Here is a 25,366-nt window from a genome sequence, read left to right as displayed (position 1 = left end):
GCGAAGTGGCTGAATCTCTCACGAGCAAGTACGGGCCGTGGGGTGTCATCGCCGGCGGGTCGGACGGGGTGGGTGCCGCGTTCGCCCACCGGCTGGCCGCCCAGGGGATGAACGTCGTGCTGGTGGCCCGGCGCCTGCCCGTGCTGGAGGCGTCCGCCGGGGAGATCCGCGCACGCTACGGCGTCGAGGTCCGCACGGTCGCGCTCGACCTCAGCTCCTCAACTGCCCTGGCGGAGCTGGAGGATGCGACCGCCGGTCTGGAGGTCGGTCTGTTCGTGTACAACGCGGGCAGCGACGACCGCAGCGTGCCGTTCCTCGACAAGGACCTCGACATCCATCTCGGGCTGGTGCGGCGCAACTGCACGGCCGTACTCGAAGCGGCGTACCGCTTCGGTGGCCCGATGGTGGCGCGCAAGCGCGGAGCCGTGGTCCTGGTGACCTCGGGCGCCGCGTGGGCGGGTGGCGCCACGCTCGCCGCCTACGGCGCGTCGAAGGCGTTCGACCTCATCCTCGCGGAGAGCCTGTGGGCGGAGTGGCGGGGCAGCGGGGTGGACGTCCTGGGGCTGGTGCTCGGCAGGACCGACACCCCGTCCCTGCGCCGGACCGAGGGCGCCCAAGGAGGCTCCTACGGCGGCGACTTGGCCGATCCGGGCGACGTGGCCGCCGAAGCGCTCGACCATCTCTCCGAGGGTCCGACCTGGATCTGCGGCAGCCCCGCACCGACCGGCGGTTCACCGTTCGGGTCGTTGAGCCGCCGCGACGCGGTCCTGGCGATGAGCCGGGGCGCGACCGCGCACAAGGAGCAGTAACAGTCCCGGTCCGGCCCGGCTCATCGGTCCGACGGTCTACTGGCCCTTGATGCGTTCCTTCATGGCGTCGAGCTGCGTGAGAATGGGATATCCGCTCACGCTCAGCGCGTTCCCGTGTCCCGTCTCGTGGATGTCGAACACGGACTGGATGGCGGCGTAGAAACCCTGGACGTCGAGGCTCTGGTTGACGGCCCGCTTCGCCTGGCGGAGGCCGAAGGACGGCATCCGGGCGATCTGGTGGGCCAACTCCAGGGCCTCGGTACCCAGTCGGTCGAGCGGGACGACCTTGTTCACCATGCCGACCTTCTCCGCCTCCTCGGCGGTGACGGCGCGTCCGGTGAAGAGGATCTCCTTCGCCTTGCGCGGGCCCAACTCCCAGGTGTGGCCGTGGTATTCGACCCCCCCGATGCCCATGTGGACGACGGGGTCGGAGAATTCGGCGTTCTCGGCGGCCACGATCAGGTCGCAGGGCCAGCAGAGCATCAGTCCGCCCGCGATGCACTTGCCCTGCACGGCGGCGATCGTCGGCTTGGGTACGTTGCGCCAGCGCAGGGTGTACTCCAGGTACCGGCGGGTCTCGGCGCTGTAGATCCACTCCAGGGTGATCTCCTTCGGCGCCGGCCAGCGGTCCTTCAGGTCGTGTCCCGACGAGAAGTGCTTGCCGTTGGCCTTCAGGAGAATGACCTTCACGTCCTCGTCGGCCGCGGCCTGGCTCCAGGCCGCGTCGAGGGCGTCGAGGAGCGCGCTGTTCTGGGCGTTGGCGACCTCGGGCCGGTTGAGGGTGATGATCCCCACCTGTCCGTCGACCTCGTACAGGATCTCGTCCATGCGTCTTTCCCTCTGTCGGCTCTGGGATGTCGGCTCTCTGGGCTGACGGCTCTAGCGAGGCAGGCCGAGGATGCGCTCGGCGATGATGTTGCGCTGGATCTCGGAGGTGCCGCCGGCGATCGTCCCGCCGAAGCTGCGCGCGTACCGCTCGAACCAACTGGCGTTGAACGTCTCCAAGTTCATATGGGTGTACGGCCCTGTCCGCACCGGATGCAACAGCGACTCGGCCCCGTGCTGTTCGAGGGCGTGCAGTTCGGCGCTCTGCGCGGCCTCGGAGCCGAGCAGCTTGAGCACCGAGATCTCCACCGGGTTCCGGTCGGGTCCGAGGAGCCGGTAGCCGAGCAACCGCAGTGCCTGGACGTCCATTTGGAGAGTGGCGTGCCACTCCTCGTCGCAGGCCGCGTCATGGATCAGGGCGTCCATCCGCTCGGCGTAGTGCACCCACAGCAGGGTCCGTTCATGCCCGAGCGAGCCGTTGGCCACGCGCCAGCCCTCGTTGAGGGGGCCGACGAGGTTCTCCTTGGGGACATGGACGTCGGTGAAGAACACCTCGTTGAAGTCGAGGTCGTCGGGCGCGGCGATCGACCCGAACGGCCGCCGGACCAGGCCCTCGGAGTCGGTGGGGATGAGCAGGACGCTGATCCCCTTGTGCTTGGGGGCGTCGGGGTCGGTGCGGACGAAGGTGAGCAGGACGTCGGCGTCGTGCGCGCCCGAGGTCCACACCTTCTGCCCGTTGACGACGAAGTGGTCGCCCTCGAGGGCCGCGCGGGTGCGCAGCCCGGCCAGGTCGGAGCCGGCGCCGGGTTCGCTCATGCCGAGCGACGCGGTGATCTCGGCGCGCAGCAGGGGTACGGCCCAGTCGCGTTTCTGTTCCTCGGTGCCGAAGGTCAGCAGTGAGGCCGCGATGATGTTGAGGCCCTGTGGGTTGAAGCTGTGGTAGATCCGCCGCCGGGACAACTCCTCCAGGTGGGCGACCACTTGGGGAAGCGTGGCGTTGCGGCCGCCGTACTCGGGCGGCTGGGCGGGCAGCAGCCAGCCCGCGTCGAAGAGCTTGCGCTGCCAGCGCCGGGCCCAATCGGGTATGTCGGCGCTGGACTTGGAGCGGACGGTGGCCTCTTCGGGGGTGGGCAGGTGGGTGTCGAGGAAGTCGCTGAAATCGGCGCGGAACTTCTCGACCTGGGGGTCGGGGGCCAGCCTCATACCAGCAGCGCCTTCCTGTGCTCGGATGCCGTGCCGAGGAGCAGGTCCCCGGCCTTGGCCCGCTTGAGATGGATCTGCAGTTCGTTCTCCCACGTGTAGCCCATGGCTCCGAAGAGCTGGAACCCGTTCTGGAAGCACACTCGTTGGCAGTCTCCGGCGGCGGCTTTCGCCATCGCGGCGGCCCGGCCGCGGCGCGGGTCGTCCTCGGCGATGGTGAGCGCGGAGAAGTAGGCGAGCACCTTGGCGCGTTCGATGGCGACGTACATGTCGGCGGCCTTGTGCTTGACGGCCTGGAACGAGCCGATGGGGACGCCGAATTGGTGCCGTTCCTTCACATGGGCGACGACCAGGTCGAGGATGCGCCGGCAACTGCCGACCGTGCTCACCGCCAGGCCCATCAGGGTCAGGTCGGGTACTCCGGCGACCAGGTCCGGGACGTCCACCCGGGCGATGTGCAGGGTCGGGTCGAACACGGACAGCCGCTCGGCCGCCAGGTCCTTTCCGTCCCGTACGACCACGCCCTCGGAGGTGAGAAGGGCGATCTCGTCGGCGCGGTCGGCGTCGAGGACGAACTTCCCCTCCCCGTCGAAGACACCGGTGCCAGAGCCGTGCGGCAGCCGTCCGGCCAGCGGCGCGAACCAGGTGGCCGTGGCGAGGAAGGGTGTCGGGTCGGCGGCGTACCCCAACTCCTCAAGGACGATGGCCAGTTCCACCGGAGGGGCTTCGAGCCAGCCCAACTCCAGGTAGGTGTCCCAGAGTTGCTTCTCGGTGAGCGACCGTGACTTGGTGACCGTTTCGCGGACCACTCGCTGGAGCAGCCGCTGTTCGTCGTCGAACTCAAACTCCATGCGCGACCTCCAGAAGGACCTTGCCGATGGCGCGGCACCCCAGGCTGAGGGCCTCGGCGACGTCGGCGAGCGGATACACGGCGTGGACGCGGGGCCGGATCCTCCCGGCGGCGAACAGTCCGTGGAGTTCGGTGCGGGCGGCGACCAGCTCGTCCCGCCGGTGCCGCGCCCAGCCGCCGAGGTCGAAGCCGTGCAGGCTGACACCTTTGAGCATCGGGAGGTTGAGCGGGATACGCGGGATCTCCCCGCTCGCGAACCCCACGCTCACGAACCGCCCGCCCCAGCGCATGGCCCGCAACGCCTCCTCCGCGTACGGCCCGCCCACCGGGTCGATCACGACATCGGCGCCACCCGCGTCGCGCAGGCTCCGCTTCAGATCGTCGTACGGCAGGGTCAGTCGCGCGCCCTGCTCCGCGCACACCGCTCGTTTCTCCTCCGTCGAGGCGACGGCGACGACCTCCGCGCCGAGCAGCGCGGCGAGTTCGACGGTCGCGAGGCCGACCCCGCCGGCCGCGCCGAGGACGGCCACCCGTTCGCCGGGTCGTACGTCGGCGACCAGGCGGAGGGCGTCGAAGGCGGTGGCGTGGCTGACCCCGAAGGCCGCCGCGCGCTCGGTGGGGATTCCCTCGGGGATACGGCTCAGTCCGGCGGGGCGGGCGGTGACGCGTTCGGCGAAGGCGCCGACGAACATCGAGCCGAAGACCCGCTCGCCCTTCTCGAACCCGTTCGCGGACGCTGCGACCACGCCGGCGAACTCGCTTCCGGGAGTGAAGGGCGGCTCCGCCTTCACCTGGTAGGCGCCGTCGATGACGAGGACGTCGGCGAAGTTGACGGCCGCGTAGTGCACGTCGACCGGGATGCCGACCTCGTCCTCGGTGAACTCCGGTCGGGGGAAGGCTGGTTCGGGGATGTCCTCGACGACCACCGGGCCGCCGACGGCGTTGCAGCGGGCGGCTCTCATAGCCGGGTCGTCGCGGCGAGTTCGGCCGCCTGGGCGGCCATCTGCAGGACGACGTCGCCGTAGTGGGCCATCTTCGGGTTGCCGCCCTCGCCCTTCGTGTGCCGGGCGTAGCCGCCTTCGAGGACGACGGCCATCTTGAACCGGGCGAGGATCACGTAGTAGTCGATCTCGCTGACGTCGCGCCCGCTGACCTTGGCGTAGTGCTCCAGCAGGTCGGCGCGGTCGGGCATGCCGGTGTAGTCGACGTACCCCTTCTGGGTCCGGTCCTCGTCGGCGTCCGGCCAGCCCATGATGACCCAGCCGAGGTCGAGCAACGGGTCGCCGACGGTGGCCATTTCGAAGTCGACGAGGGCCGCGAGCCTGGCGGGCGCACCGTGCTGGAACATGACGTTGGCGAACTGGTAGTCGCCGTGGATGATGCCGGGTTCCCAGTGAGCGGGACGGTGTTCCCGCAGCCAGGCAGCGGCGTTCTCCAGGCCGGGTATCTCGCGGAACTTGAACTTGGCGAGGTGGGCGAGCCAGCGGTCGACCTGCCGGTCGTGGAAACCGTCGGGGCGGCCGAAGCCCTCCAGTCCCTGGGCCCGCCAGTCCACGTTGCCCAACTTGGCGATGCCCTCGACGAGTTGGTACGCGAGGCCGGGGCGAAGTGACAGGTCACTCAGGAACGGTTCGGGCCAGCCGTCGGAGTTCATCGGCGACCAGCCGTCGACATGCGCCATCAAGTAGAAGCAGGATCCGAGCACACTCGTGTCGTCGCAGACGGCGATCGCCTCGGGGTGCGGGACGTCCGTGCCGTTGAGGGCCTTGAGAACGCGGTATTCGCGGAGCATGGTCTCGTTGCGCCCCGGCGGAACCTTCTCCGGCGGTTTGCGCAGCACCATGCTCACCTCGCCGCGCCGGATGCCGTAGATGTCGTTGGAGGTGCCTCCGGAGATGTACGACGTCTCGACCGGTTGGCCAGGGGCGATGCCCTGGTCGTCCAGCCAGCGGGCGAGCGATTCCGTGTCGGCGAGTGTCACAGCAGGTCCTCCAACTGCTTCCGGGCCCATTCGCGGCGGGTGGGCAGGTGCTGGGTGGGCCACAGGCCGGGGGCCGCTTCGTAACCGCGCAGGACGTCACGGGCGACCGTGATCTTGTGGACCTCGGTGGGGCCGTCGACGACCGCCATGACGGCAGCGCCGTTCCACATGTCCGCGAACGGCATTTCGTTCGACACACCGAGCGCTCCGTGCAGATGCATCGAGCGGTACACGACGTCGTGCAGCACCTTCGGGGTGAGGAACTTGATGGCGGCGATGTCCTTACGGACCCGCTTGTAGTCCTGGTACTTGTCGATCTGCCAGGCGGTGTAGAGCACGAAGAGCCGGAACTGGGCGAGTTGGGCGTAGGAGTCGGCGAGGTCGGCGCGCACGAGCTGTTTGTCCGCGAGCCGCTCGCCCTGGGTCTCGCGGGACAGGGCCCGCTCGGCCATCATGTCGAGCGCCTTCTGGCTCTGGCCCACGACCCGCATCGCGTGGTGGACGCGGCCACCGCCGAGCCGGGTCTGGGCGATCGCGAAGGCCTGGCCCTCGCCGCCGAGCAGCGCGTCGGCGGGGACGCGGACGCCGTCGTAGGCGATGAGTGCGTGCATGCCCTCGTCGGTGGCCTCGCCCATGATGCCGAGGTGGCGCTCGATGCGGACGCCGGGGGTGTCGCTGGGCACGAGGAACATCGACATGCCCTTGTACGGGCTGACGTCGGGGTTCGTCACGGCCATGACGATGACGAACTTCGAGGTGCGGGCGTTGGAGGAGAAGAACTTGCGGCCGGTGATGATCCAGTCGTCGCCGTCGCGTTCGGCGCGGGTGGTGAACATCGTGGGGTCGGCGCCGGCCTGGGGTTCGGTCATGGAGAAGCAGGAGAAGCACTCGCCCTCGAGCAGTGGCCGGAGGTAGCGCTCCTTCTGCTCGTCGGTGCCGTAGCGGGCGATGATCTCGGCGTTCCCGGTGTCGGGCGCGGCCGTGCCGAAGATGACGGGGGCCCAACTCGACTGGCCCAGGATCTCGTTGATGAGCGCCAGCTTGACCTGGCCGAAGCCGCGCCCGCCCAGCTCGGGTCCGAGGTGCGGTGCCCACAGGCCCTCGTCACGGACCTGCTGCTTCAACGCCCGGACCATGGGGCCGAGTTCGTCGTCGAGCGGGTGGTACGCCCGGTCCGGGTGGAGCAGGTCCAGCGGCTCCACGCGTTCGGAGCGGAACCGTCGGATCCACTCCAGTTTCTCCTCGAACTCCGGCTCGGTGGAAAAGTCCCATGCCATGTCAGACGAACCTCCTGCCAACCCGGACGGATGGCGGTGAGAATATCATTCTCATCTCACGCAAGTAAGGGTCTCGAAACTTGCCGTGCGTCCTTCGGTAGGGGAAGCCGGAGTGTTACCGCTGAAGTGGAGTATCGTTCTTCGGGTGACAGCTGTCCCCGAAGAACAACCAGCCTGGCGCCAGCGCGCCGTTGAGCGTTCCACCCGTGCCGCAAAGCTCCGCGCCGAACAGCGTGTGCAGCGCTTCCTGGACGCGGCGCAGGAACTCATCGCGGAGAAGCGGACGACGGACTTCACTGTCCAGGAGGTCGTGGACCGCTCCAAACAGTCACTGCGCAGCTTCTACCAGCACTTCGACGGCAAACACGAGCTGCTGCTCGCCCTATTCGAGGACGCGCTGTCCAAGTCGGCGGCGGAGATCCGCGAAGCGGCCGGCGCCCAGTCGGATCCGCTCCAGGCGCTGCGGCTCGCCGTGACGATGCTCTTCGAGCAGTCCTTGTCCAACCCCGGTGTGGAGCGCCCGTTGTTCAGCGACTTCGCACTGCAACTCCTCGTGAAGCACCCCGCGCAGGTGGCGACCGCTCATCTCCCCCTGCACCAGGTGTTCTCGGAGTTGGTCGAGCAGGCCGAGGACGCCGGTGTCATCCCCGCCGGGAAGCCCCGTCGTCAGGCCTCGATCCTGATGCAGACGGTCATGTTCGTCGCGCAGGGCAACGGTGTTCCGGCCGGCAGTCACGCGGCGGCGGTCAACGCCGAGGAGGTCTGGCAGTTCTGCCTCGGCGGCCTCTCGGGCGTCCCCGTGCGCAGCTGACGGACGCCTGACGGGCATCCGACGGCGTAATTGACGCTCTCCACAGCAGAGAGTACGGTTCTCGCCCACCGCAACGGGAGGTGGGCGATGACCGAGCCGCTACGGCACGGAGCGCGGCGTTACCGGGTCGTGCAGTGGGCCACCGGGAACATCGGCGCCCGCACGATGCGTGCCGTACTGGAGCATCCGCACCTGACCTTGGCCGGGGTGTATGTCCACACGCCGGCCAAGTCGGGCCTGGACGCGGGTGAGTTGAGCGGAGGCGGGCCCGACAGCACCGGAGTCGTCGCCACGCACGACATCGACGAGATCCTCGCGCTCGGTGCCGACTGTGTCCTTTACACCCCGCGCACCTGCGACTTCGACGAGGTGTGTGCGCTGCTCTCGTCAGGCGTGAACGTCGTGTCCACACGCGGCGAGTTCCATCATGCGCCCAGCCTGGACCCGGTCACGCGGAAGCGGATCGAGGACGCGTGCGAGCGGGGCGGGACCTCGGTCCACAGCACGGGCAGCAGTCCCGGATTCATCACGGAGGCCCTGCCGCTCGCGCTCACGTCCATCCAGCGACGGCTCGACGCGCTGACGATCGACGAGTTCGCGGATCTCTCCCAACGGGACTCCCCCGGGCTGCTGTTCGAGGTGATGGGCTTCGGCCGGCCCCCTGCCGAATTCGGCGGACAACGCCTGGCCGGACTGCGTGACAGTTTCGGCCCGTCGTTGCGGCTGCTCGCCGAGGCGCTCTCGGCACCGCTCGACTCGGTCGAGGCGGTGGGGGAGGTCGCAACTGCCCGGCGCACCACCCGCATCGCGGCGGGCACGCTGCCCGTAGGCACGGTGGCCGCGCAGCGGATCACCGTGTCCGGGCTGCGGAAGGGCCGACCCCTGCTGCGGTTCCGCGCCAACTGGTACTGCACCACCGATCTCGACCCCGCCTGGGATCTCCGAGCGACCGGCTGGCACGTCTCGGTCGAGGGGGACGCGCCGCTCGACGTCGACCTGCGGTTCCCCGTGCCCCTCGACCGGATGGCCGCGATGTCCCCGTCCTACACCGCGAACCGTGCGGTGAACGCCGTGCCGTTCGTCTGCGCGGCAGCCCCCGGAATCCGCTCCACGGCCGACCTCCCGCAGATCGTCGCCGACCTCGGGTGACGTCGCCGCGGACTCAGACGGTGCCGGCCGGCACCACGACCGCGGGCTCGCCGTCCTCGTCGATCGCGTGCTTCAGGAAGTCGTCGACCATACGGTGGAACAGCGTTGCCAGTTGCTGGAGTTCGTCCGTCGACCACTCCGAGAGGGCCATCTGCATGCCGCGCGCACCGGCGTCCCGGACACTGCCGACGGCCTTCCGGCCGGCCTCGGTCAGCTCGATCCGCTGGGCCCGGCGGTCGTCGGGGTCGGGCACGCGGGTGACGTAGCCGGACTTCTGGAGCTGCTGCACCGTCCGCGTCACGTGCGAGGCCTCGACTCCGAGGCGATGGGCCAGCTCACCCGGGCGCAGCGGGTCGGAGTCGGCGACCTGCCGCAGCAACGCCACCGCCGCGCGGTCCAGCGGTACACCTGCGAGGGCCATCAGCCGGTCGTGCTGGCGGGCGCGCGTGCTCAGGTAGGTGATCCGAGTGAGGGCTCGCTCGATCTCGGTCACCTCCGGGGAGGCGGGGGCTTCGGGGATCGGTGGTGTGGGCATGGGCCCCACTTTACCATATTGTTGCGTAACTCAAGTAAGTTACTGCGTTCGTTTCGCGGGCCTACTGCGCAGAGAGTACTTCCCGGGCGTTCAGCGGCTCGGCCGCCCCCACTCCCGACTCCGCCACAAGACCCCCTTCGCACTTCCTACAGGCCGTAGTAGATCCGCGGGTAGGCTGTGACGTCGAGCAGGGAAGGGCAGTGGGGCGAACAGTGCAGGACCGGAAGAACGACGAGCCCGGGCCGAGGTCCGGCAGGCGGGCGCGCGGCGAGCTGGAGAGCGGGGTTCTCGCCGCCCTCTACGGGGCCGGCGAACCTCAGACCGCGCGCCAGGTCAGGGACCGGCTGCCGGGTGGCCTCGCGTACACGACCGTACTGACGATCCTGTCGCGCCTGCACGACAAGGGGATGCTCGTCCGGCACCGCGCGGGCCGCGGCTACGCGTACGCGCCCGCCCGGGACGAGGCGACCCACACCGCGGAGCGGATGCGCTCATTGCTGGAGCACGGCTCCGACCGCGAGGCGGTGCTCACCCGCTTCGTCTCCGAACTCTCCGCGCAGGACGAGCAGTTGTTGCAGCGGCTGCTCTCCGGTCACGACCGGCCGCGCCACACCGGCCGCGCAGACGAAGGACCGTGAGCCGGTGCTGATCAGCGTGTACGTTCCCCTCCTGATCGCCATGATCCTCGCGGTGTTCGCGCCCCGCGCCGCCCGCCGACTGGCGCCGCGCCCGGCCGCCTGGTCGCTGGCCTCGGCCGCGCTGGTGGCGTCGCTGGGCTGGCTGGGTTCGCTCGCGTTGCTGGCCTTCGCGGGGCTGGTGCAGATCCCCGAGGTCGCCGAGGAGGGCCGGTGGTCGGTCGCGGCCGTGCGTGCCTCCGACCCGGTCTACCTCACGGTCGCCGGCGCCGCCGCACTCGCCCTCCTCGCGTCCGTCACGGGCCTCGCCGTCGCCGCCGTACGTCAGCTACGGCATCTGCGCTGGGCCCGCCGCGAGTGCCGACTACTGCCCGGCGACACGGAGTTGGCCGTTCTGGACATGGAGTCGCCGGAGGCGTTCGCGCTTCCGGGGTCGCCCGGGCGGATCGTGGTGTCGCGAGGGATGCTGCGCTGCCTGAGCAACGGTGAGCGTGAGGCGCTGCTCGCGCACGAGCGGGCGCATCTGCGCGGCCGGCACCATCTCTTCCAGACCCTCTGGCGGCTCTCCGCCGCCGTGAATCCGCTGCTACGACCACTGTCCCACGCGGGCGGCTTCGTCCTGGAGCGCTGGGCCGACGAGGAGGCCGCGGTGCGCGTCGGCGATCGTACGGTCGTCGCGCATGCCGTGGGCCGGGCCGCGCTCGCCACCTCGGCGAACCGTTCCCGCCCGGCGCTGGCCGCGACCGGCGGAGCGGTGCCGCAGCGGGTGCGGGCGCTGCTCGCGCCTCCTCCCCCGCGCCGGGCCCTGCCGTTCGTCGCGGGCGCCGCCCTGCTCGTCGTGTGCTGCGCGAGCCTGGCCGACGCCGCGACCGACAGCGAGGACATGATCGAGACCGCACAGCGTGCGGTGTGCGTGACGACGCACGCGCGGGCCGTTTCGGCACCGACGGGCCCGCAGCGCGAGGCGCCCTGTGAACACGGACAACTGGACCGGTCCACCCCACACCGCTGACCACCGGGGGGCGCCGTCACAGCGTCGTCGGCGCTGGACGGCCGCCTCTGCGCCAATCACCCCTCTCGCCGCTCCCCCGCCACCCCTGAACAGCGCCGATCGCACCATCGACCCGCAATGCACCCGTGTTATCGTCGCCCTACTCATCGCCAGGAATCCTGTTGATCCATCCTCGGCGATCGGACCGAGATCCCTGTCGCGCTCACTCCACGAATGGAGCGGCATGTCTGTTCTGGCCCGGCCGGCGGTGGCCGCCTTCGCCGCCAAGTCCCTGCAGCGTCTGTCCGTGATGGCCGACCGGCGCCCGAGCGGGCGTGGTTCCGCCGCCTCCTCGCATCAGCGGCTTCCTGAATTTCCGCGCCGGACACGGGAGTTGACGATCCCGACGAGCATCGCCCCGGCGCGGGCCACGGTGTACCTGCCGGCCGGCGAGGGGCCGCCTCCGCCGGTGCACGTGAACTTCCACGGCGGCGGCTATGTCGTGCCGCTGACCGAACTGGACGACCCGCTGTGCCGTTTCCTCGCCGCGGAGGCAGGCGTCGTGGTGGTCAACGTCGACTACGTCGTCGCGCCGCAGCACCCGTTCCCCGCGCCGCCCCGGCAGGCCTTCGAGGTGGTCCGGTGGATCGCGGAGCACGGAGCCAAGCAGGGCTGGGACGGAGATCGGCTCACGGTGGGCGGGCAGAGTGCCGGAGGCGGACTCGCGGCGGCGGTGGCCCGGCAGGCGCTGGAGGAGGGCGGGCCCTCGATCGCCCTCCAGGTGCTGCACTATCCGCCGCTGGACCTGGCGACCAGCGCCAAGGACAAGCACTCGGCCATCGCCAAGCCCGTGTTGCGGCCCTGGATGGCGGAGGTCTTCGACACGTCGTACGTCCCGGATCCGAAGGTGCGTGCCGACCGGCTGGTGTCGCCCGCGCATCCGTCGGACACCGCGGACCTGAAGGGCATCGCCCCGGCCCTGGTCGTCACGGCCGAGTACGACCTGCTCAAGGCGGAGGGCGTCGCCTACGCCGACCGGCTGCGGACAGCAGGGGCCCTGGTCGGGCACGTGGACGTCGCCGGTGCCGACCACGGCTACGACGGCAAGGACGACGAACAGGCCCTGAACTCCTATGCCCTGATCGCCCGTCAGGTACGGGAAGCCGTCGGCACCGCCTGAATTCCCCTCCCCGACAACGCACTTCGCCGACCATCCCTCTCGGACGGTCGGCGAAGTGCCGCCGGGTCACGCCGAGGGCACCGGATCCGGCAGGGTGAGGCCGAACTTCCCGGCCGCCTCGGTCAGTTCACGCCAGACCTTGGGCGCGACGGGGATGCCCTTCGCACCACGGCTCTCGGCGACCGTCGCGCTGCGCTCGCCGGGGTAGTAGACGCCCTCCGCGCCGTCCGCGGGCGGCAGTTGCTTGAGGGTGGCCAGCGTTGCGTCGACCGCCTCGGGGAAGGCGGCCGGGTCGCCGAAGGCCGCCGGGTCGAGGGCGATGAGCAGGGCGTTCTGGCGGTGCTTGCGGCCCTGGGGGTCGTCCGAGTGGAACGCGGCGAAGATCGGCGCACCGACCAGCACACTGGTGAGCAGCTCGAACGCGAGGGACATGCCGGAACCCTTCGCCCCGCCCAACGGCAGTGGCATGACGGCAAGTTCGGGGTCGGTGGTCGGGGTGCCGTCCGCGGTGGCCGCCGCGCCCTCGGGCAGCGGGGTACCGGCGGCCTTCGCCTGACGGATCTTCCCCAGGGCGATGGTCGCGGTGGCCATGTCGAGCAACAGCGGGGCATGCGACGCGGCCGGTACGGCGATGGCGAGCGGGCTGGTCGCCACGGCGGCGCCCTTGACGCCGGTGTAGCCCATGTTGGGCATCCCGGCGACGTAACCGATGCCGACGAGTCCCTGCTCGGCGATCCTCGACACGTAGTAGCCGATGGCACCGGTGTGGACGGTGCGGCGGACCCCGACGGCGGCAACTCCACTGACCCTGGCCCGGGTTACCGCCTCGTCGGCGGCGGCGCTGAGGGCCACCGGACCGGGAGCGCGGTCGGCGTCCAGGACTGCCGCGGCCGGGGCGCTGGACTCGATCGTGATGTCGGCGTCGGCGTTGGCCACGCCCTTGGCCAGCAGCTCCAGGTAGGCGGGGACGCGGGCGATGCCGTGCGAGTCGACGCCGCGCAGCGCGGCCCACACGAACACGTCGGCGGTGGTGCGCGCCTGCTCGGCGTTCAGGCCGCCCTTCTCCAGGAGTGCGGCGGAGAAGGTGCGCAGGTCGTCGGCGGCGACAAGGACCTTGCCCGGCTTGGGCGTTGCGGTGTCGGACATGGTGGCGGGTGCCTTCCTGGTTCAGCGGGTGACGAGGACGTCGACGACGGCGGTGGTGCCCTCCGCCACGGCCTTGAGCGCACGCTCCAGCGCGGGCGCGAGAGCCTCGGGTACGTCGACCGTCTCGGTGTGCATCCCGAACGGCTCGGCGAACGCGGCGAGTCGGGGCAGCCGGTGCAGATCGGTGCCGAGCCACTCACCGGTGTCGGCGGCGGCGCCCTCGGGGTAGAACCTGCGGTGGTTCATGTTCATCGACTTGTAGACGCGGTTGTTGAACACCACGATCAGCAGCGGGAGTTCGTAGGCGTTGGACGCGTCGTACGACGGGATCACCGGGTTGTACGTGAACGCGCCGTCGCCGATGGTGAGCACCACCGGGCGTTCCTGGGCGGCGAGTTTGACGCCGAGGGCGACCGCGATGCCCTGTCCCAGGCCGCCCTGGACGTAGAAGTACGAGTCGGGGTCGGCGGTTTGGAGGTGGCGCTTGACGACGCGGCTGTGGGTGATGGTCTCGTCGACGACGATCCCGTCCCTGCCGTCGAGCAGCTTGCGCAGCGTGGCGGCGACGAGCACCGGATCGATGCCCTCGGCGCCCTCGGCCTTCGTCTCGGCCTGAGTGATCGCCGTCCGCTCGGCCGCGAAGCGAGTCTCCTGGGCGGCCCTTCGCCGGGCCACGGCCGTCTCGTCCAGGTCCTTCGCCCGCTTGGCCAGCTGGCGCAGCGTGTTGGCGACGTTGCCTTCCAAGTACGTGTCGGCGAACAGGACTTGGTAGACGACGTGCGGACGCTGCGGCACCTCATCGATGACGACGACCGTCGCCTTGGAGGGGCGCCGCGACGGCGGGTAGAAGGGCGCACGGCAGTTGACGAGGAGGATCAGGTCCGCCTCGTCCATCCACGGGCCGATGTCGCTGCCGGCGTGCAGCGGGTGGGTGCGCGGGAAGTTGCCGCAGACCGCCGAGTCGGGCTCGACGACCGGGATGTTCCACGCCTCGGCGAACGCGACGAGCGCCTCGAAACCGCCCGCCTCACGGCCCGCCGTCTCCGTGACGATGACGGGGTTCGTCGCCTCGCGGATCAACTGGGCGACGGGGTCGACCTCTTCGGGCGAGCTGTGGGTGGAGCCCGGCGCGACGACGGGCTTGGCCTCGCGACCGTCCCACTCCTCCAGCAGGATCTCCAGCGGGACGTTGAGGTACGCCGGTCCCGCCGGAGCGCGCCACGCCAGTTCCGCCGCCCGCGTCACCATCGTAGGAAGGGTGTGGACGCTGGCGGCCTCGTTGGACCACTTGGTGAAGGGCTGGGCGATCTGGTGCGGGCCGCCGACGATGGACAGGTTGCGGTACCACTGGCCGCCCGGGTCCTGGCCGGGGCCGTCGCCGTACGTGGTCGACTCGGAGGAGCTGACCACCATCGGGACGCCCGCGAGCAGCGCCCCGTGCACGGCCATCGAACCCTGGAGCAGACCGGGGGCCGCGTGCAGCAGTACGCCCTGCGGCCGGCGCTTGACGAGTCCGTAGCCGGTGGCCATGCCGACGGCGACGGTCTCGTGGGTCAGGTCCAGGTACTGCGGGCAGGGCAGTCCGTCGCGGTGGCGGCGGGCCAGTGACTCCCAGACGGGGGCCCACTCGGAGCCCGACGAACAGAAGATGTAGTCGGCGCCGACGGCGTTGAAGGCGGTAACGAGAGCATCGCCGCCGTCGGCGCCAGGGGTGTTGGTGGAGTCGGTCATCTCTCGTGTTTCCTCAGGCCTCGATCGGCCAGTTCAGGACCTCGGAGATACCGCGGCCCATGATCCATTCAAGCTCCTCGGGCGTGAAGTCCCAGTGCTTGGTGAACTGCTCGATCGTGTCGGTGTAGGTGATGCCGTGGCCGAGCAGCCGGGTGATGTCGGTGCCGTAGAAGCAGCGCTGCGGGCCCATCTTGTCGACCATCTCGCGGACGTACTTCTGGATGTTGTTGTTCGGGAACGGCTGCGTGGAGTAGCCCGGGAGCGCCGAGAGCTTCACGTAGATGTTCGGGTGGGCGGCCAGGTCGGCGGTCTCCGAGACCCAGTAGCCGATCGCGTCGTCGACGCAGCGGGCCATGATGCCCATATGGTCGATGATGATCTTCAGCTCGGGGTGCTTGGCGGCGATCTCGCCCAACTCCCGCTTCCAGATGGGCGCGTGGACCATCGTCGGGACGCGCAGCTCCTCGGCGATCGGCCAGTACCAGTCGTTGGTGCCGTCGATCATCCAGTTGCGGTCCTGCGGCCGGTGGAAGGTGAGGCGCGTGCCCTTCACATGCGGGTTCTGCGCGAAGTCCGCCAGCATCGCCTTGCCCTCTTCGGGCTTGTTCTGCGGGATGCGCGCCATGATCCCGAAGCGGTCCGGGTGCGCCTCGCAGGCCTCCAGGGCGTAGTCGATACGGTCGCCCTCCCAGGACGGCGGCAGGATCAGGGCCCGGTTGACGCCGGCCTCGTCCATGAGCTCCAGGGCCTCTTCGTAGGAGAAGGGGTCCTCGCGGTGTCCGTTGAGGCGGATGCGCTCCCGCGCGCCCGGGACCCAGGGGCGGTCCGGGGTCTCTTCCTTCCAGATGTGGATCTGCGTGTCGACAACGAACATGTCGTGAGCTCTTTCTCTCGAAGGTCTTTACGGAAGGAACGCTAGGCGGGCGACAGGGCCTTGCCGAGTCCTGGGAGTGCAAGCAGTAGTTGCGCGAAACACCGCTGTACGCAGGGCATTCTCAGTGTGCGGACGGGGCGCTGAACACGGCGCCGACGATGTGCTCGGCGATCGCCATGGAGGCTGTGGCGGCCGGCGAGGGCGCGTTGCGGACAGCGGTGATCCGGCCCACCTGATGGATGCGGAAGTCGTCCACGAGAGTGCCGTCGCGGTCCAGTGCCTGGGCGCGGACGCCCGCCCCGCCGCGTACGACGTCGGAGACGCCGACACCGGGGACGTAGAGCTTCGCGTCCTTCATGAAGGCCGTCGCGGACAGGGAGCCGCGGTACTCCTTGATGCCGGTCCGCCAGTGCTGGGCGGCCATCTTCCAGGTGCCGGAGTACGCGGCGAGTCCGGCGAGGTCCTTCAGGGAGAAGCGGCCGAGCCTGTAGCCCTCCCGGGCCAGGGCCAGGACGGCGTTCGGGCCGACCTCGACGCTGCCGTCGACTCGCGGGGTGAAGTGCACGCCGAGGAAGGGGTAACGGGGGTCCGGCACCGGGTAGATGAGCCCGCGCACCAGGTGGGTGCGGTCCGGCTTGAGGAGCATGTACTCGCCCCGGAACGGGATGATCTTCGGTTCCCTCTTGTCCTGCGCCAGCTTCGCCACGGCGTCGGAGTGGAGGCCCGTGCAGAGGATCAACCGGTCGACACGGACGCGCACTTGGCCCGAGGCGACCTCCATGCCGCCGGGCACGTTGGTGATGGACGTGACCGGGAAACCGAGCTTCACCTCGCCGCCGGAAGCCTCGATGTCCTTGGCGAACTCCCGGGCGATCGCCGGGTAGTCGGTGATCGCTGTGCGCGGCGAGTGCAGGGCCGCGATGCCGCCCGCATGCGGCTCCAGCTCCTTGATCTCCTCCTCGGAGATCTTGCGGAGTTCGGGCACGTGGTTGTTCCTGGCCCGCTCGTAGAGGCTCTCCATCCGGCCCAACTCGTCCTGGCGTACGGCCACTACGAGCTTGCCGATCTCGTCGTACGGCAGCCCGCGGTCCTGGCAGTACTCGCGCAGGATCGATACGCCGCGTACGCACAGGTCGGCCTTGAGGCTGCCCGGCGCGTAGTAGATGCCGGCGTGTACGACACCGGAGTTGTGGCCGGTCTGGTGGACGGCGACCTCGTGTTCCTTCTCCAGGACCACGACCCGGGTGCCGGGGCGGCGCAGGGCGATCTCGCGGGCGGTGGCCAGGCCCACGATGCCGGCGCCGACGATGCCGATCGTCTCGTCAGCCATCGGCATCCTCCTCTCTGTCGTACCGAATCTCTGTCGTACCGATTTGGTCAGACGCCGAAGTGGATGGCTACGGTCTTGACCCGGGTCGAGAAACGCAGGACCTCGTCGCCCTGCTCCTTGTAGCCGGTGCCGGAGTCGTGGAAGCCGCCGAAAGGCAGGTGGACGTCCCAGCCGGGGGTGGTGGCGTTGACCGCGATCTGCCCGCACTCGGCCTCGTCCGCGAAGCGGTACGCGGAGGCGAGGTCGCGGGTGAACACGGCGGCGGCGAGACCGAATTCGGAGTCGTTGACCGCGTCGACGGCCTGCGTGAAGTCGTCCACGGCGCGCACGGCGAGGACCGGTCCAAAAACCTCCTCGCGCCAGATCGCCGTCTCGGCGGTGACGTCGGCGAGGACGGTCGGCTGGACGAAGCAGCCGTGCGCGTGGTCGCCGTCGGTGTCCGCGCTGCCGCCGGTGAGGACGGTGGCACCCTGTTCCACGGCCCCCGCGAGGTGGGCGAGGACGCTGTCGCGCTGCCTGGGGCTGGAGAGCGGGCACAGGGTGGTCGCCGGGTCGCTGCCCGGGCCGACCTTCAGCGCCTCGACCTCGGCGACCAGGAGCCGGGTGAACTCGTCGTACACCGGCCGCTCCACGACGACACGGCTGGTGGCGGTGCAGCGCTGTCCGGCCTGGCCGAAGGAGGCGGCTACGACGGTCTTCGCGGCGAACGGCAGGTCGGCGTCCGCCAGAACCACCGAGGCGTTCTTGCCGCCGAGTTCGCCCTGGAAGCGGACGTTGCGGTCGGCGAGGCGACGGCGGATGCGGTTGCCCACCTCGTTGGAGCCGGTGAAGGTGATGCCGACGATGCGTGGGTCGTCGAGGAGCGCCTCCTCGATCTCGGCGGTGCGGCCCGTGACCACGTTGAGAACACCGGCGGGCAGGCCGGCGTCGTGCAGGGCGCGGGCGAAGTGCAGGCCCGACAACGGTGTCTCGGTGGCCGGCTTGAACACGGCCGCGTTGCCGGTGGCGAGCAGCGGGGCGAGCTTGCGGGCCGGCGTGATCAGCGGGTCGTTCCAGGGGCTGATCACGAGGATCACGCCGATCGGCTCGCGCTGCGTGTGCACCCGGGTGTCGGGGCGGGCGTCGTGCAGGAGGGTGCCGTAGCCCTGGCGGGCCAGGCCCGCGTAGTAGTCGAGGAAGTCGGCGGCCTTGAGGGTCTCGCCGCGGGCCTCGGCACCGGTCTTGCCGTTCTCGGCGGTGACGTCGGCGGCGATCGCGTCGACGCGTTCGCGGATCAGCCTGGCCGCCTCGGTGAAGACGCGGGCCCGTTCGAAGGGGCTGGTGCGCTTCCATACGGCGAAGCCGCGTTCGGCGTGGTCGTAGGCGCGGGTGACGTCCTTGGCGGCGAGGGCGGGGATGCGCGCGAGGGGGGTGCGGACGTCGGCGGGGTTGTGCACCTCGATCCACTCGCCGGTCGTCACCCACTCTCCACTGGAGAGGGTTTCCAGGCTTCGCATGAAGATCACTTCCTTCGTCCGCCGCGGTGCGGGTCCGCGGTCTGCACAGTCAGCGGCCGCAATGGGCCGGATGCGACAACACACCATGTGGGGGCGGTGCCACCAGCCCCTCGCAGGCAGGCATTGCTTGCGCCGCGCGCAGGTCGGCGGAGGGTTGATCCGTGCTGGAATCGCCGGACCGGACGGCACGTTTCCGGCCGCCGGGAGCCGAGTTTCCGCTGAGGAGAATCAGACATGGCCTACGCAGTCATCGCCCGCTACTTCTGCGAGCCCGCCGACGAGGCCACGGTGCGCGCCGCGTTGCTGAAGGTTCGCGAGCTCACCCGTGCCGAGCCGGCGAACCTGGCGTACGAGGTGCACGCCGAGGCGGATGTGCCGGGGAGTTTCGTGCTGTACGAGCAGTACGCCGACCGGGCCGGTTTCGACGCGCACAAGGTGGCCGAGCACTTCAACGAGCTGATCGTGGAGACGATCTGGCCGCTGCTGACCGATCGCGGGGTGACGTTCGCCGAGGTGCTCTGAGGTTTCCTGAGCCCCCGCCGGGAAGCGCGTCTCTCGCGCTTCCCGGCCCGTGCGTCAGAACTCGTTGCCCCAGACGTACCGTGCCACCGTCTCCACCAGTTCGATCTTCCGGCGCTGTTGCTCGGCGCTCAGCAGCGGCCGGCTCGCCACATCGGCGAAGCCCCGGGACGGCGATACGGCTCCGTCCTCCAGGTCCTTGAACTCCCCCACTGCGTCGAGCCTGGCCATCACCGCGTCGATGTCCTCCAGTGCGGGCACGGTCGCGTCGACGACGCCCAGGCAGAAGTCCCGGTCCTCCGGAAGCGCCTTGACCAGGGCGAGTTCGGCCGGAGTGCCCTGGTCGAACGGCAGGATCCAGCGGTCGGCGGCGATCGCGCCGTAGAGCCGCTCGGCGCGGGCCCAGTCGATCGCGGCCGGGGCGACCGGGCCGGGGGCGACACCGATCCGTACGCCCTCGGGGCGCTCGTCCAGTCGTACCGCCAGGGCGTCGACGGCGAGGGCGTCCTCGAAGGAGAGCGCGCCGGGGTCGGCCGGGTCGGTGGCCAACTGGCCGAGCAGGAGAGGGTTGTTGAGCTGGATCAGACGTACGCCCCTGGAGACCAGCAGCTCTATCTCGGCGAGGACGATCTCCGCGAGCGCCTCCCCCAACTCACGCGCGGAGGACGGGCCGTGGCCGGGCTGGTAGGTGGTGGCGGCGAGGTACGCGGGCGAGGGCAGCGAGGCCTTCGGGGCGATCACCGTCAACTCGGTGAGCCGCGTGACCCAGTCCGCGAGCAGTGGACCGTTGGCCTTGGGGAGGGACTCCGCGACCCAGCGGGTGAGGCCGCCGGCGTCCGTCTCGTCCGTACGCCGGAATCCTGACACTCCGTCAAGGACCGCGCCGCGGAAGTCCTCTCGGGGGAGGTCGCCGTCGGTGACGACGGTGGAGCGCAGCTTGCGCTGGAAGACGACCGCGTCCTTGACGGCCTGAAGCTCCGCCACCTTCAGTGCCTCGGGGTCGCCCGCTGCGCGTGCGGCGGTCAGCTCGGCGGGGCGGACCAGGCTGCCCTGGTGGTCGATGCGGTAGTTGAACGTGTCCGCCATGAGTTATGCGTCCTTTCCGGACGAGGCCGGCTTGCCCGCGACACCCCAGGCGGCGAACTCCAGTTCGTAGCCGAGGGAGGCGAGGACCTCCTCGGCGATCTGCTGGTCCTCGTCGGCGGTGCCGCCGGCTATGCCGAGGCCGCCGATGATCTCGCCGTCCTTCTTGATGGTGAGGCTGCCTTCGGTGGCCATGATCGGCATGGCGGCGCCGGGGAGTTGGGAGAGCTGGGCGAAGAAGACGGGCTGGCTCTCCTGCCACTTCTTCAGCATCTTGCCGGGGCGCTGCATGATGGCGGCCGTGTACGCCTTGGCGCGGGCGATGTCCGGGGTGAGCGGGCGGGCGCCGTCCGGGCGGCGGATGGCGATGGGGAAACCGCCCGCGTCCACGACCGCGACGCTGACCGCCTTCCCGATCGACTGGGCGCGCTTGTGGGCGGCGTCGATGATCTCCTCGGCGGCGTCCAGGGTGAGGCTGCTCATGCTGCTTCCTTCGGTGCGGTGAGGGTGCGGCGCAGGTGGGCGACGGCGGCGTTGTACTTCGCGGGCGTCTCCCAGTACATGGAGTGCGGGGCGTCCGGGACGATCTCCAGGTGTGAGCCGGGCAGCAGTTCGTGGGCGCGGGTCACGGTCTTCACGCTGAGCACCGCGTCCTTCTCGCCGGCGAGGAAGGCGACCTTGACGCCGGAGTTCTGGATGTCGTCGAGGGACGGGCCGTCGGTGTCGAGGTTGCGCAGGTCCTGCATCCTGGCGACGTTGAACGTGCCCATCTGCTGGAAGAGGAAGGTGAGATCGGCCCGCTCCTGCTGGAAGCCTTTCGTCAACAGGCGGTCGATGACCGGCAGTTTGACGGCCTCGGCTCGGTCGGCGGCGGCCAACTCCTTCAGCTCGGGGTGGCTGATGCCGCCCAGCGAGTGGCCGAGGACGACGGAGCCGACGCGCTCGGGCCGCAGCAGTCCGGCGCGCAGGGCGGCGACGGAACCGATGGACTGGCCGACCAACATGGCGTCGGTCAGGTCCTCCTGGTCCAGTACGGCGACGACGTCACCGGGGAAGTCCTGGCCGTCGAACTCGGGCCTGGACGAGTTCGGAGCGGCGGGTGCGTCGGACTTGCCGAAGCCGCGCAGGTCCACGGTGACGACCGTGAACTCCTCGCGCAGCGCGGCGACTTGCTGCCACCAGGCGGCGTGGTGGCCGCCGCTGCCGTGCACGAACAGGATCGCCGGACCGTTGCCGTGGCGCTCGTAGTAGATGGAGGTGCCGTCGGAGTCGGCGATGGGCATGGGGATGAACTCCTGTACGTGCGAGGTCAGTTGGGGCGGCGGCCGTGGAAGACGAGCTCGATCATGGTGTGGTCGGGGTCGTGGATGTAGCAGAACTTCGACTGGTTCTCGGGCCGTTCGATCGGCCGGGTGTGCCGGATGCCCAGGTCCGTGATGTGCGCGAGGAACTCGTCCCAGTCGTCGACCTCGACGGCGAAGTGATAGGGCGCCATGCGCTCCATCTCCTCGACCGGCGTGAAGTGGAGGTCGAAGTTGCCGCGGGTCATCAGCACCACACGGGAGTTGGACTTGGGCATGATGCGCTTCATCCCGAAGACCTTCGTGTACCACTCGGCGGTCCGGTCGGGGTCGGTGGTGGGGAAGTTGACGTGGTGGATGTAGCGGGGTGCGCTGCTCATGACGGATTCCCTTCGCTGTGTACGGGGTTGGACAGGACGCCGATGCCGCTGATCTCGATGTCCACGGTGTCCCCTGGTTCGAGTTGACAGGTGGACTCGGCGCCCATCCACAGCACGTCCCCCGGGTGCATGGTGATGTGCTTGGTGAGTTCGACGATGTGGTCAAAGGGGTCGAAGACCATGTCGCCGGTGGCGAACGAGGCGCGGACCTCCCCGTTCACGCGGAGTGTCGTGGTCTGCGCCAGGGCGTCGACGTCGGTCTCCATCCAGGGGCCCATCGGCTTGAACGTGTCGCTGTTCTTGCTGCGCCAGAACGAGCGGTCCTGGTGCTGCCAGGTGCGGGCGCTGACGTCGTTGCCGATCGTCCAGCCGAAGACCGACTTGCGCGCCTCGTCGTAGGAGGCGTGCTTCAGGGTGCGGCCTATGACCGCGACGAGTTCCGGCTCGGCCTCGAAACGGCCCTCGACCTCGGCCGGCTTGACGATGGGTGAACGGTGGCCGGTGAGCGCGTTGTTGGCCCGGTAGCCGACCTCGGGGCGGGTGGGCGTCTCGGCGCGGGCGTGCGCGATGTGGCGCGGGTAGTTCATGCCGACGGCGTAGAAGACGGGCGGGACCACGACGGGCAGCCAGTGGGCGTCGGCGACCGGTACCGTGCCGAGGACCGAAGGGGCGCCGTCGAGGGGGGACTCGGACAGCAGCTCGATGTTCTCCTCCCCCACGCGGCCCCACACCGCCCGGCCGCCGACCCCAACGCGGGTGTACCTCATGGCGGTTCAGCCCGCCAGCAGGTGGGAGACGCGCTTGGTGATCAGGTAGGCGTCGAGGGCTTCGGGGCCGCCTTCCCTGCCGTAACCGCTCTCCTTGACCCCGCCGGAGGGGGCCTCGGCGACGGAGCCGCCGCAGTGGTTGATGGAGAGGATGCCGGCCTCCAGCGTGTCCGAGAGCTTCTCGGCGGTGGCGGCGGACTCGGTGAAGCCGTAGGCGGCGAGGCCGTAGGGAAGGGAGTTGGCGGTGGCCAGGGTCTCGTCCAGGTCGGTGAAGGGCACGATCGGGGCGAGTGGTCCGAAGGGTTCCTCGTGCATCAGCTGCGCGTCCGCCGGTACGTCGACGAGCACGGTCGGGGCGTAGAAGTAGCCGTCGCGCGCGAGGCGTTGACCGCCGGTGAGCACCTTGGCGCCGCGTTCCACGGCGTCGGCGACCAGGGTCTCCATCGCTTGCAGCCGGCGCTCGTTGGCGAGCGGGCCCATGGTGGTGTCGGCGTCGAGGCCGTCTCCTACGGTGACTTCCTGGGCGGCCTTCACGAACTCGGCGGTGAATGCCTCGACGATGCTCTCGTGGACGAAGAAGCGGCTCGGCGAGGTGCACACCTGGCCGGCGTTGAAGAACTTCGCCTGCGCCGCCTTGCGAGCGGACTTCACCGGGTCGGCGTCGGCGCAGACGACGACCGGGGCGTGGCCGCCGAGTTCCATCAGGGTGGGCTTCATGACCTCGCCGGCCTGGGCCGCGAGGAGCTTGCCGACCGGGACCGAGCCGGTGAAGGCGACCAGGCGGATCTGCGGCGAGGGGATCAAGTGGGCGGAGACCTCGGCCGGTTCGCCGAAGACGAGGTTGAGGACACCGGCCGGGAGTCCGGCGTCGGCGTAGCAGGCCACGAGTGCGGCGGCCGTGCCCGGGGTCTCCTCGGAGGCCTTGATGACCATCGAGCAGCCGGCGGACAGGGCCGAGGAGAGCTTGCGGTTGGGGCCGCCGACGGGGAAGTTCCAGGGCACGAACGCGGCGACGGGGCCGACCGGTTCGCGGCGGACGGTGAGGACGGTGCCGGGTGCGGACGGGATGATCCGGCCGTAGGCGCGGCGGGCGTCCTCGATGTGCCAGCGCAGGGTGTCGGCGGTGCGCAGGGCCTCGGTGGTGCCCTCACGGAGGGGCTTGCCCTGTTCCTGGGCCATGATCCGGCCGATGTCGGGGGCGCGTTCGGTGATCAGGTCGGCGGCGGCGTGCAGGATCGCGGAGCGCTTGGCGATCGGGGTGGCGCGCCAGGTGCGGAAGCCCTCGGTGGCCGCGTCGAGGGCGCGGTCGAGGTCTGCGGTGGTGGCGAGGGGTACGTCTCCGATCACCTTCTCGGTGGCCGGGTTCACGATCGGGGCGGTCCGTCCGGTGCCGCCCTGGCACCACTCGCCCGCGATGTACATGCGGACGGCGGGGTAGCCGTGGTCGGAGGTCATGAGTGGGTGCCCTCTCAGGCTGGGGTGGAGAGTCAGTTGGCGGGGGCGTCCTGCTGGTCGCGGTTGGAGCGCAGCGCCCAGATGTGGTGGGGCGGGGTGGTCTCGTGGACGCGGGTCTCGTAGGTGTCGTCGACGCGGTCCATGTCCGCCGCGTACTCGACGCGGCCGCCGCACGGGGCGTGCAGGAAGCGGAAGACGTTCGAGCCGACGGTGTGGCGGCCGAGCTTGCGGGCCTCCCGCCAGCCGCGCTCGATCATGAAGTTGCCGCCCTCGATGACGTCGTCGAAGCCGGGGACCTCGTAGGCGATGTGGTTGACGCCGGCGCGGTCGGGGCGGTGGCACAGCAGCATGGTGTGCTGGTCGTCGTCGCCCGGTGCCTGCATGAACACGCCCATCGGTTCGACGATGTCGGTGGGCCGGAAGCCGAGCCGCTCCGTGTAGAACGCGACGGCGTCCTCGCGCCCCTCCTTGAGGATGTTCAGCGCGACATGGCACATGCGCAGCGGGAAGGCCCGGGTGAGGGGTTCCAGCCCGGTGTTCCAGCGGTCGACGTTGCCCAGCGCGTTGGCGGGGCGCGGGGTGACGTCCGCGTCCTTCGGGCGGGCCAGGGTGAGTCCGACGCCGAAGCCGCTCTCGTCCACGGTGTGGTGGACGCCGTCGGCGCTCTCGTGGACCTCGCGGTCGCGGCCCGCGGCGGCGACCAGCCGGGCCAGTTCCTCCGGGGTGTCGACGCCCCAGACCACCTCGCGGATGGTCGGCCCTGCCTCCACCGGCGGCGGCAGCAGCGGGCCGGGCGCGGTGTCCAGGTGGAGGGTCTGTCCGGTGAGGGTCTCGAACACCGCGTGCTCCTCGGTCCGCTCCAGCAGGAACAGCCCGAAGTCGCCGAAGAAACGGACACATTCGTCTACGTCGTCGATCCCGTAGGTGACGGATTCGATTCTCTGGATTCCCATGGATGCCTCGTTTCGCGGGTCGCCCGGCGAGCCTAGATTTCGGGGCGTGAAGGCCTCAATGGTCCGGGCTCGTCTGAATTCGCAATCG

Annotated in this window: 26 protein-coding genes; 7 read left to right on the top strand and 19 right to left on the bottom strand. The window is 70.0% G+C overall.

The window, feature by feature from the left end; translation table 11 throughout:
* Positions 1–5 precede the first annotated feature (5 nt).
* Entirely contained in the window at positions 6–809 is an 804-nt protein-coding gene (locus OG714_RS49140; protein ID WP_406130994.1) for an SDR family NAD(P)-dependent oxidoreductase, read from the top strand.
* A 36-nt stretch (positions 810–845) separates the two neighbouring features.
* Here the strand turns inward: OG714_RS49140 and OG714_RS49135 are convergent, their stop codons facing one another.
* From OG714_RS49135 to OG714_RS49110, 6 genes are read right to left on the bottom strand one after another with little or no spacing between them, the layout of a single operon-like run.
* Positions 846–1,637 carry an enoyl-CoA hydratase gene (locus OG714_RS49135; RefSeq protein ID WP_406130993.1) on the bottom strand — a complete coding sequence of 264 codons (792 nt, stop codon included), beginning with the start codon at positions 1,635–1,637 and terminating at the stop codon, positions 846–848.
* Positions 1,638–1,688: 51 nt separating this feature from the next.
* A complete protein-coding gene (locus OG714_RS49130; RefSeq protein WP_406130992.1) occupies positions 1,689–2,837 on the bottom strand; it encodes an acyl-CoA dehydrogenase family protein in 1,149 nt (382 codons plus the stop codon).
* Positions 2,834–3,685, bottom strand: coding sequence for an acyl-CoA dehydrogenase family protein (locus OG714_RS49125; protein ID WP_406130991.1), 852 nt, complete (start codon positions 3,683–3,685; stop codon positions 2,834–2,836). Before OG714_RS49125 ends, OG714_RS49130 begins: the two co-directional genes overlap by 4 nt.
* Positions 3,675–4,646 carry an NADPH:quinone oxidoreductase family protein gene (locus OG714_RS49120; RefSeq protein ID WP_406130990.1) on the bottom strand — a complete coding sequence of 324 codons (972 nt, stop codon included), beginning with the start codon at positions 4,644–4,646 and terminating at the stop codon, positions 3,675–3,677. Before OG714_RS49120 ends, OG714_RS49125 begins: the two co-directional genes overlap by 11 nt.
* Positions 4,643–5,665, bottom strand: coding sequence for a phosphotransferase family protein (locus tag OG714_RS49115; protein ID WP_406130989.1), 1,023 nt, complete (start codon positions 5,663–5,665; stop codon positions 4,643–4,645). Before OG714_RS49115 ends, OG714_RS49120 begins: the two co-directional genes overlap by 4 nt.
* On the bottom strand, positions 5,662–6,942 hold the full coding sequence (locus tag OG714_RS49110; RefSeq protein WP_406130988.1) for an acyl-CoA dehydrogenase family protein: 1,281 nt from the start codon (positions 6,940–6,942) through the stop codon (positions 5,662–5,664). Before OG714_RS49110 ends, OG714_RS49115 begins: the two co-directional genes overlap by 4 nt.
* Before the next feature lie 145 nt (positions 6,943–7,087).
* On the opposite strand from OG714_RS49110, the gene OG714_RS49105 reads away from it, so the two are divergent.
* Together OG714_RS49105 and OG714_RS49100 are read left to right on the top strand one after the other, a co-directional pair.
* Positions 7,088–7,753 carry a TetR/AcrR family transcriptional regulator gene (locus tag OG714_RS49105; RefSeq protein ID WP_406130987.1) on the top strand — a complete coding sequence of 222 codons (666 nt, stop codon included), beginning with the start codon at positions 7,088–7,090 and terminating at the stop codon, positions 7,751–7,753.
* 87 nt (positions 7,754–7,840) lie between these two features.
* Positions 7,841–8,902, top strand: a complete 1,062-nt coding sequence (locus OG714_RS49100) for a dihydrodipicolinate reductase (protein ID WP_406130986.1) — start codon at positions 7,841–7,843, stop codon at positions 8,900–8,902.
* Between the two features lie 13 nt (positions 8,903–8,915).
* On the opposite strand, the gene OG714_RS49095 is transcribed toward OG714_RS49100, so the two are convergent.
* Positions 8,916–9,437 (bottom strand): MarR family winged helix-turn-helix transcriptional regulator, encoded by a 522-nt coding sequence (locus OG714_RS49095; RefSeq protein ID WP_406130985.1) that lies wholly within the window; start codon positions 9,435–9,437, stop codon positions 8,916–8,918.
* Between the two features lie 212 nt (positions 9,438–9,649).
* Between OG714_RS49095 and OG714_RS49090 the strand changes: the two genes are divergently transcribed.
* From OG714_RS49090 to OG714_RS49080, 3 genes are all read left to right on the top strand, one after another.
* Entirely contained in the window at positions 9,650–10,075 is a 426-nt protein-coding gene (locus tag OG714_RS49090; RefSeq protein WP_406132204.1) for a BlaI/MecI/CopY family transcriptional regulator, read from the top strand.
* Positions 10,076–10,079: 4 nt separating this feature from the next.
* Positions 10,080–11,084: a M56 family metallopeptidase gene (locus tag OG714_RS49085; RefSeq protein ID WP_406130984.1), complete on the top strand. Its 1,005-nt coding sequence runs from the start codon at positions 10,080–10,082 to the stop codon at positions 11,082–11,084.
* Between the two features lie 223 nt (positions 11,085–11,307).
* Complete coding sequence (locus OG714_RS49080; RefSeq protein WP_406130983.1) at positions 11,308–12,243, top strand: alpha/beta hydrolase fold domain-containing protein; 936 nt, start codon at positions 11,308–11,310, stop codon at positions 12,241–12,243.
* 66 nt (positions 12,244–12,309) lie between these two features.
* Here the strand turns inward: OG714_RS49080 and OG714_RS49075 are convergent, their stop codons facing one another.
* The 5 genes from OG714_RS49075 to OG714_RS49055 form a co-directional block, all read right to left on the bottom strand.
* Complete coding sequence (locus OG714_RS49075; protein ID WP_406130982.1) at positions 12,310–13,389, bottom strand: Ldh family oxidoreductase; 1,080 nt, start codon at positions 13,387–13,389, stop codon at positions 12,310–12,312.
* A gap of 21 nt (positions 13,390–13,410) precedes the next feature.
* Positions 13,411–15,120, bottom strand: coding sequence for a thiamine pyrophosphate-dependent enzyme (locus tag OG714_RS49070; protein WP_406130981.1), 1,710 nt, complete (start codon positions 15,118–15,120; stop codon positions 13,411–13,413).
* Between the two features lie 13 nt (positions 15,121–15,133).
* Entirely contained in the window at positions 15,134–15,994 is an 861-nt protein-coding gene (locus OG714_RS49065) for an amidohydrolase family protein (protein ID WP_406130980.1), read from the bottom strand.
* 121 nt (positions 15,995–16,115) lie between these two features.
* Positions 16,116–17,324, bottom strand: a complete 1,209-nt coding sequence (gene lhgO / locus OG714_RS49060; RefSeq protein ID WP_406130979.1) for an L-2-hydroxyglutarate oxidase — start codon at positions 17,322–17,324, stop codon at positions 16,116–16,118.
* Between the two features lie 47 nt (positions 17,325–17,371).
* Entirely contained in the window at positions 17,372–18,820 is a 1,449-nt protein-coding gene (locus OG714_RS49055) for an aldehyde dehydrogenase family protein (RefSeq protein WP_406130978.1), read from the bottom strand.
* A gap of 234 nt (positions 18,821–19,054) precedes the next feature.
* On the opposite strand from OG714_RS49055, the gene OG714_RS49050 reads away from it, so the two are divergent.
* Positions 19,055–19,342 carry a putative quinol monooxygenase gene (locus tag OG714_RS49050; RefSeq protein ID WP_406130977.1) on the top strand — a complete coding sequence of 96 codons (288 nt, stop codon included), beginning with the start codon at positions 19,055–19,057 and terminating at the stop codon, positions 19,340–19,342.
* A 54-nt stretch (positions 19,343–19,396) separates the two neighbouring features.
* On the opposite strand, the gene OG714_RS49045 is transcribed toward OG714_RS49050, so the two are convergent.
* Genes OG714_RS49045 through OG714_RS49015 form a run of 7 tightly spaced genes read right to left on the bottom strand, consistent with a single transcriptional unit; the run spans position 19,397 to position 25,278 of the window.
* Positions 19,397–20,425: a methionine synthase II (cobalamin-independent)-like protein gene (locus OG714_RS49045; protein WP_406130976.1), complete on the bottom strand. Its 1,029-nt coding sequence runs from the start codon at positions 20,423–20,425 to the stop codon at positions 19,397–19,399.
* A 3-nt stretch (positions 20,426–20,428) separates the two neighbouring features.
* Entirely contained in the window at positions 20,429–20,905 is a 477-nt protein-coding gene (locus tag OG714_RS49040; RefSeq protein ID WP_406130975.1) for a heme-binding protein, read from the bottom strand.
* Entirely contained in the window at positions 20,902–21,705 is an 804-nt protein-coding gene (locus OG714_RS49035; protein ID WP_406130974.1) for an alpha/beta fold hydrolase, read from the bottom strand. Before OG714_RS49035 ends, OG714_RS49040 begins: the two co-directional genes overlap by 4 nt.
* A 26-nt stretch (positions 21,706–21,731) precedes the next feature.
* Positions 21,732–22,103 (bottom strand): VOC family protein, encoded by a 372-nt coding sequence (locus OG714_RS49030; RefSeq protein ID WP_043663869.1) that lies wholly within the window; start codon positions 22,101–22,103, stop codon positions 21,732–21,734.
* The gene (locus tag OG714_RS49025; protein ID WP_406130973.1) at positions 22,100–22,870 is read right to left on the bottom strand and encodes a fumarylacetoacetate hydrolase family protein; all 771 of its coding nucleotides are present in this window, start codon (positions 22,868–22,870) and stop codon (positions 22,100–22,102) included. Before OG714_RS49025 ends, OG714_RS49030 begins: the two co-directional genes overlap by 4 nt.
* 6 nt (positions 22,871–22,876) lie before the next feature.
* Entirely contained in the window at positions 22,877–24,325 is a 1,449-nt protein-coding gene (locus OG714_RS49020) for an NAD-dependent succinate-semialdehyde dehydrogenase (RefSeq protein ID WP_406130972.1), read from the bottom strand.
* Positions 24,326–24,357: 32 nt separating this feature from the next.
* Positions 24,358–25,278 carry a VOC family protein gene (locus OG714_RS49015; RefSeq protein ID WP_406130971.1) on the bottom strand — a complete coding sequence of 307 codons (921 nt, stop codon included), beginning with the start codon at positions 25,276–25,278 and terminating at the stop codon, positions 24,358–24,360.
* Positions 25,279–25,366 lie beyond the last annotated feature (88 nt).

The sequence above is a fragment of the Streptomyces sp. NBC_00989 genome, from assembly GCF_045162655.1.
In the GTDB taxonomy this organism is placed as follows: Bacteria; Actinomycetota; Actinomycetes; order Streptomycetales; family Streptomycetaceae; genus Streptomyces.
Note: the sequence above shows the minus strand (reverse complement) of the source record. Positions and strands in the feature narration are given on the sequence as shown.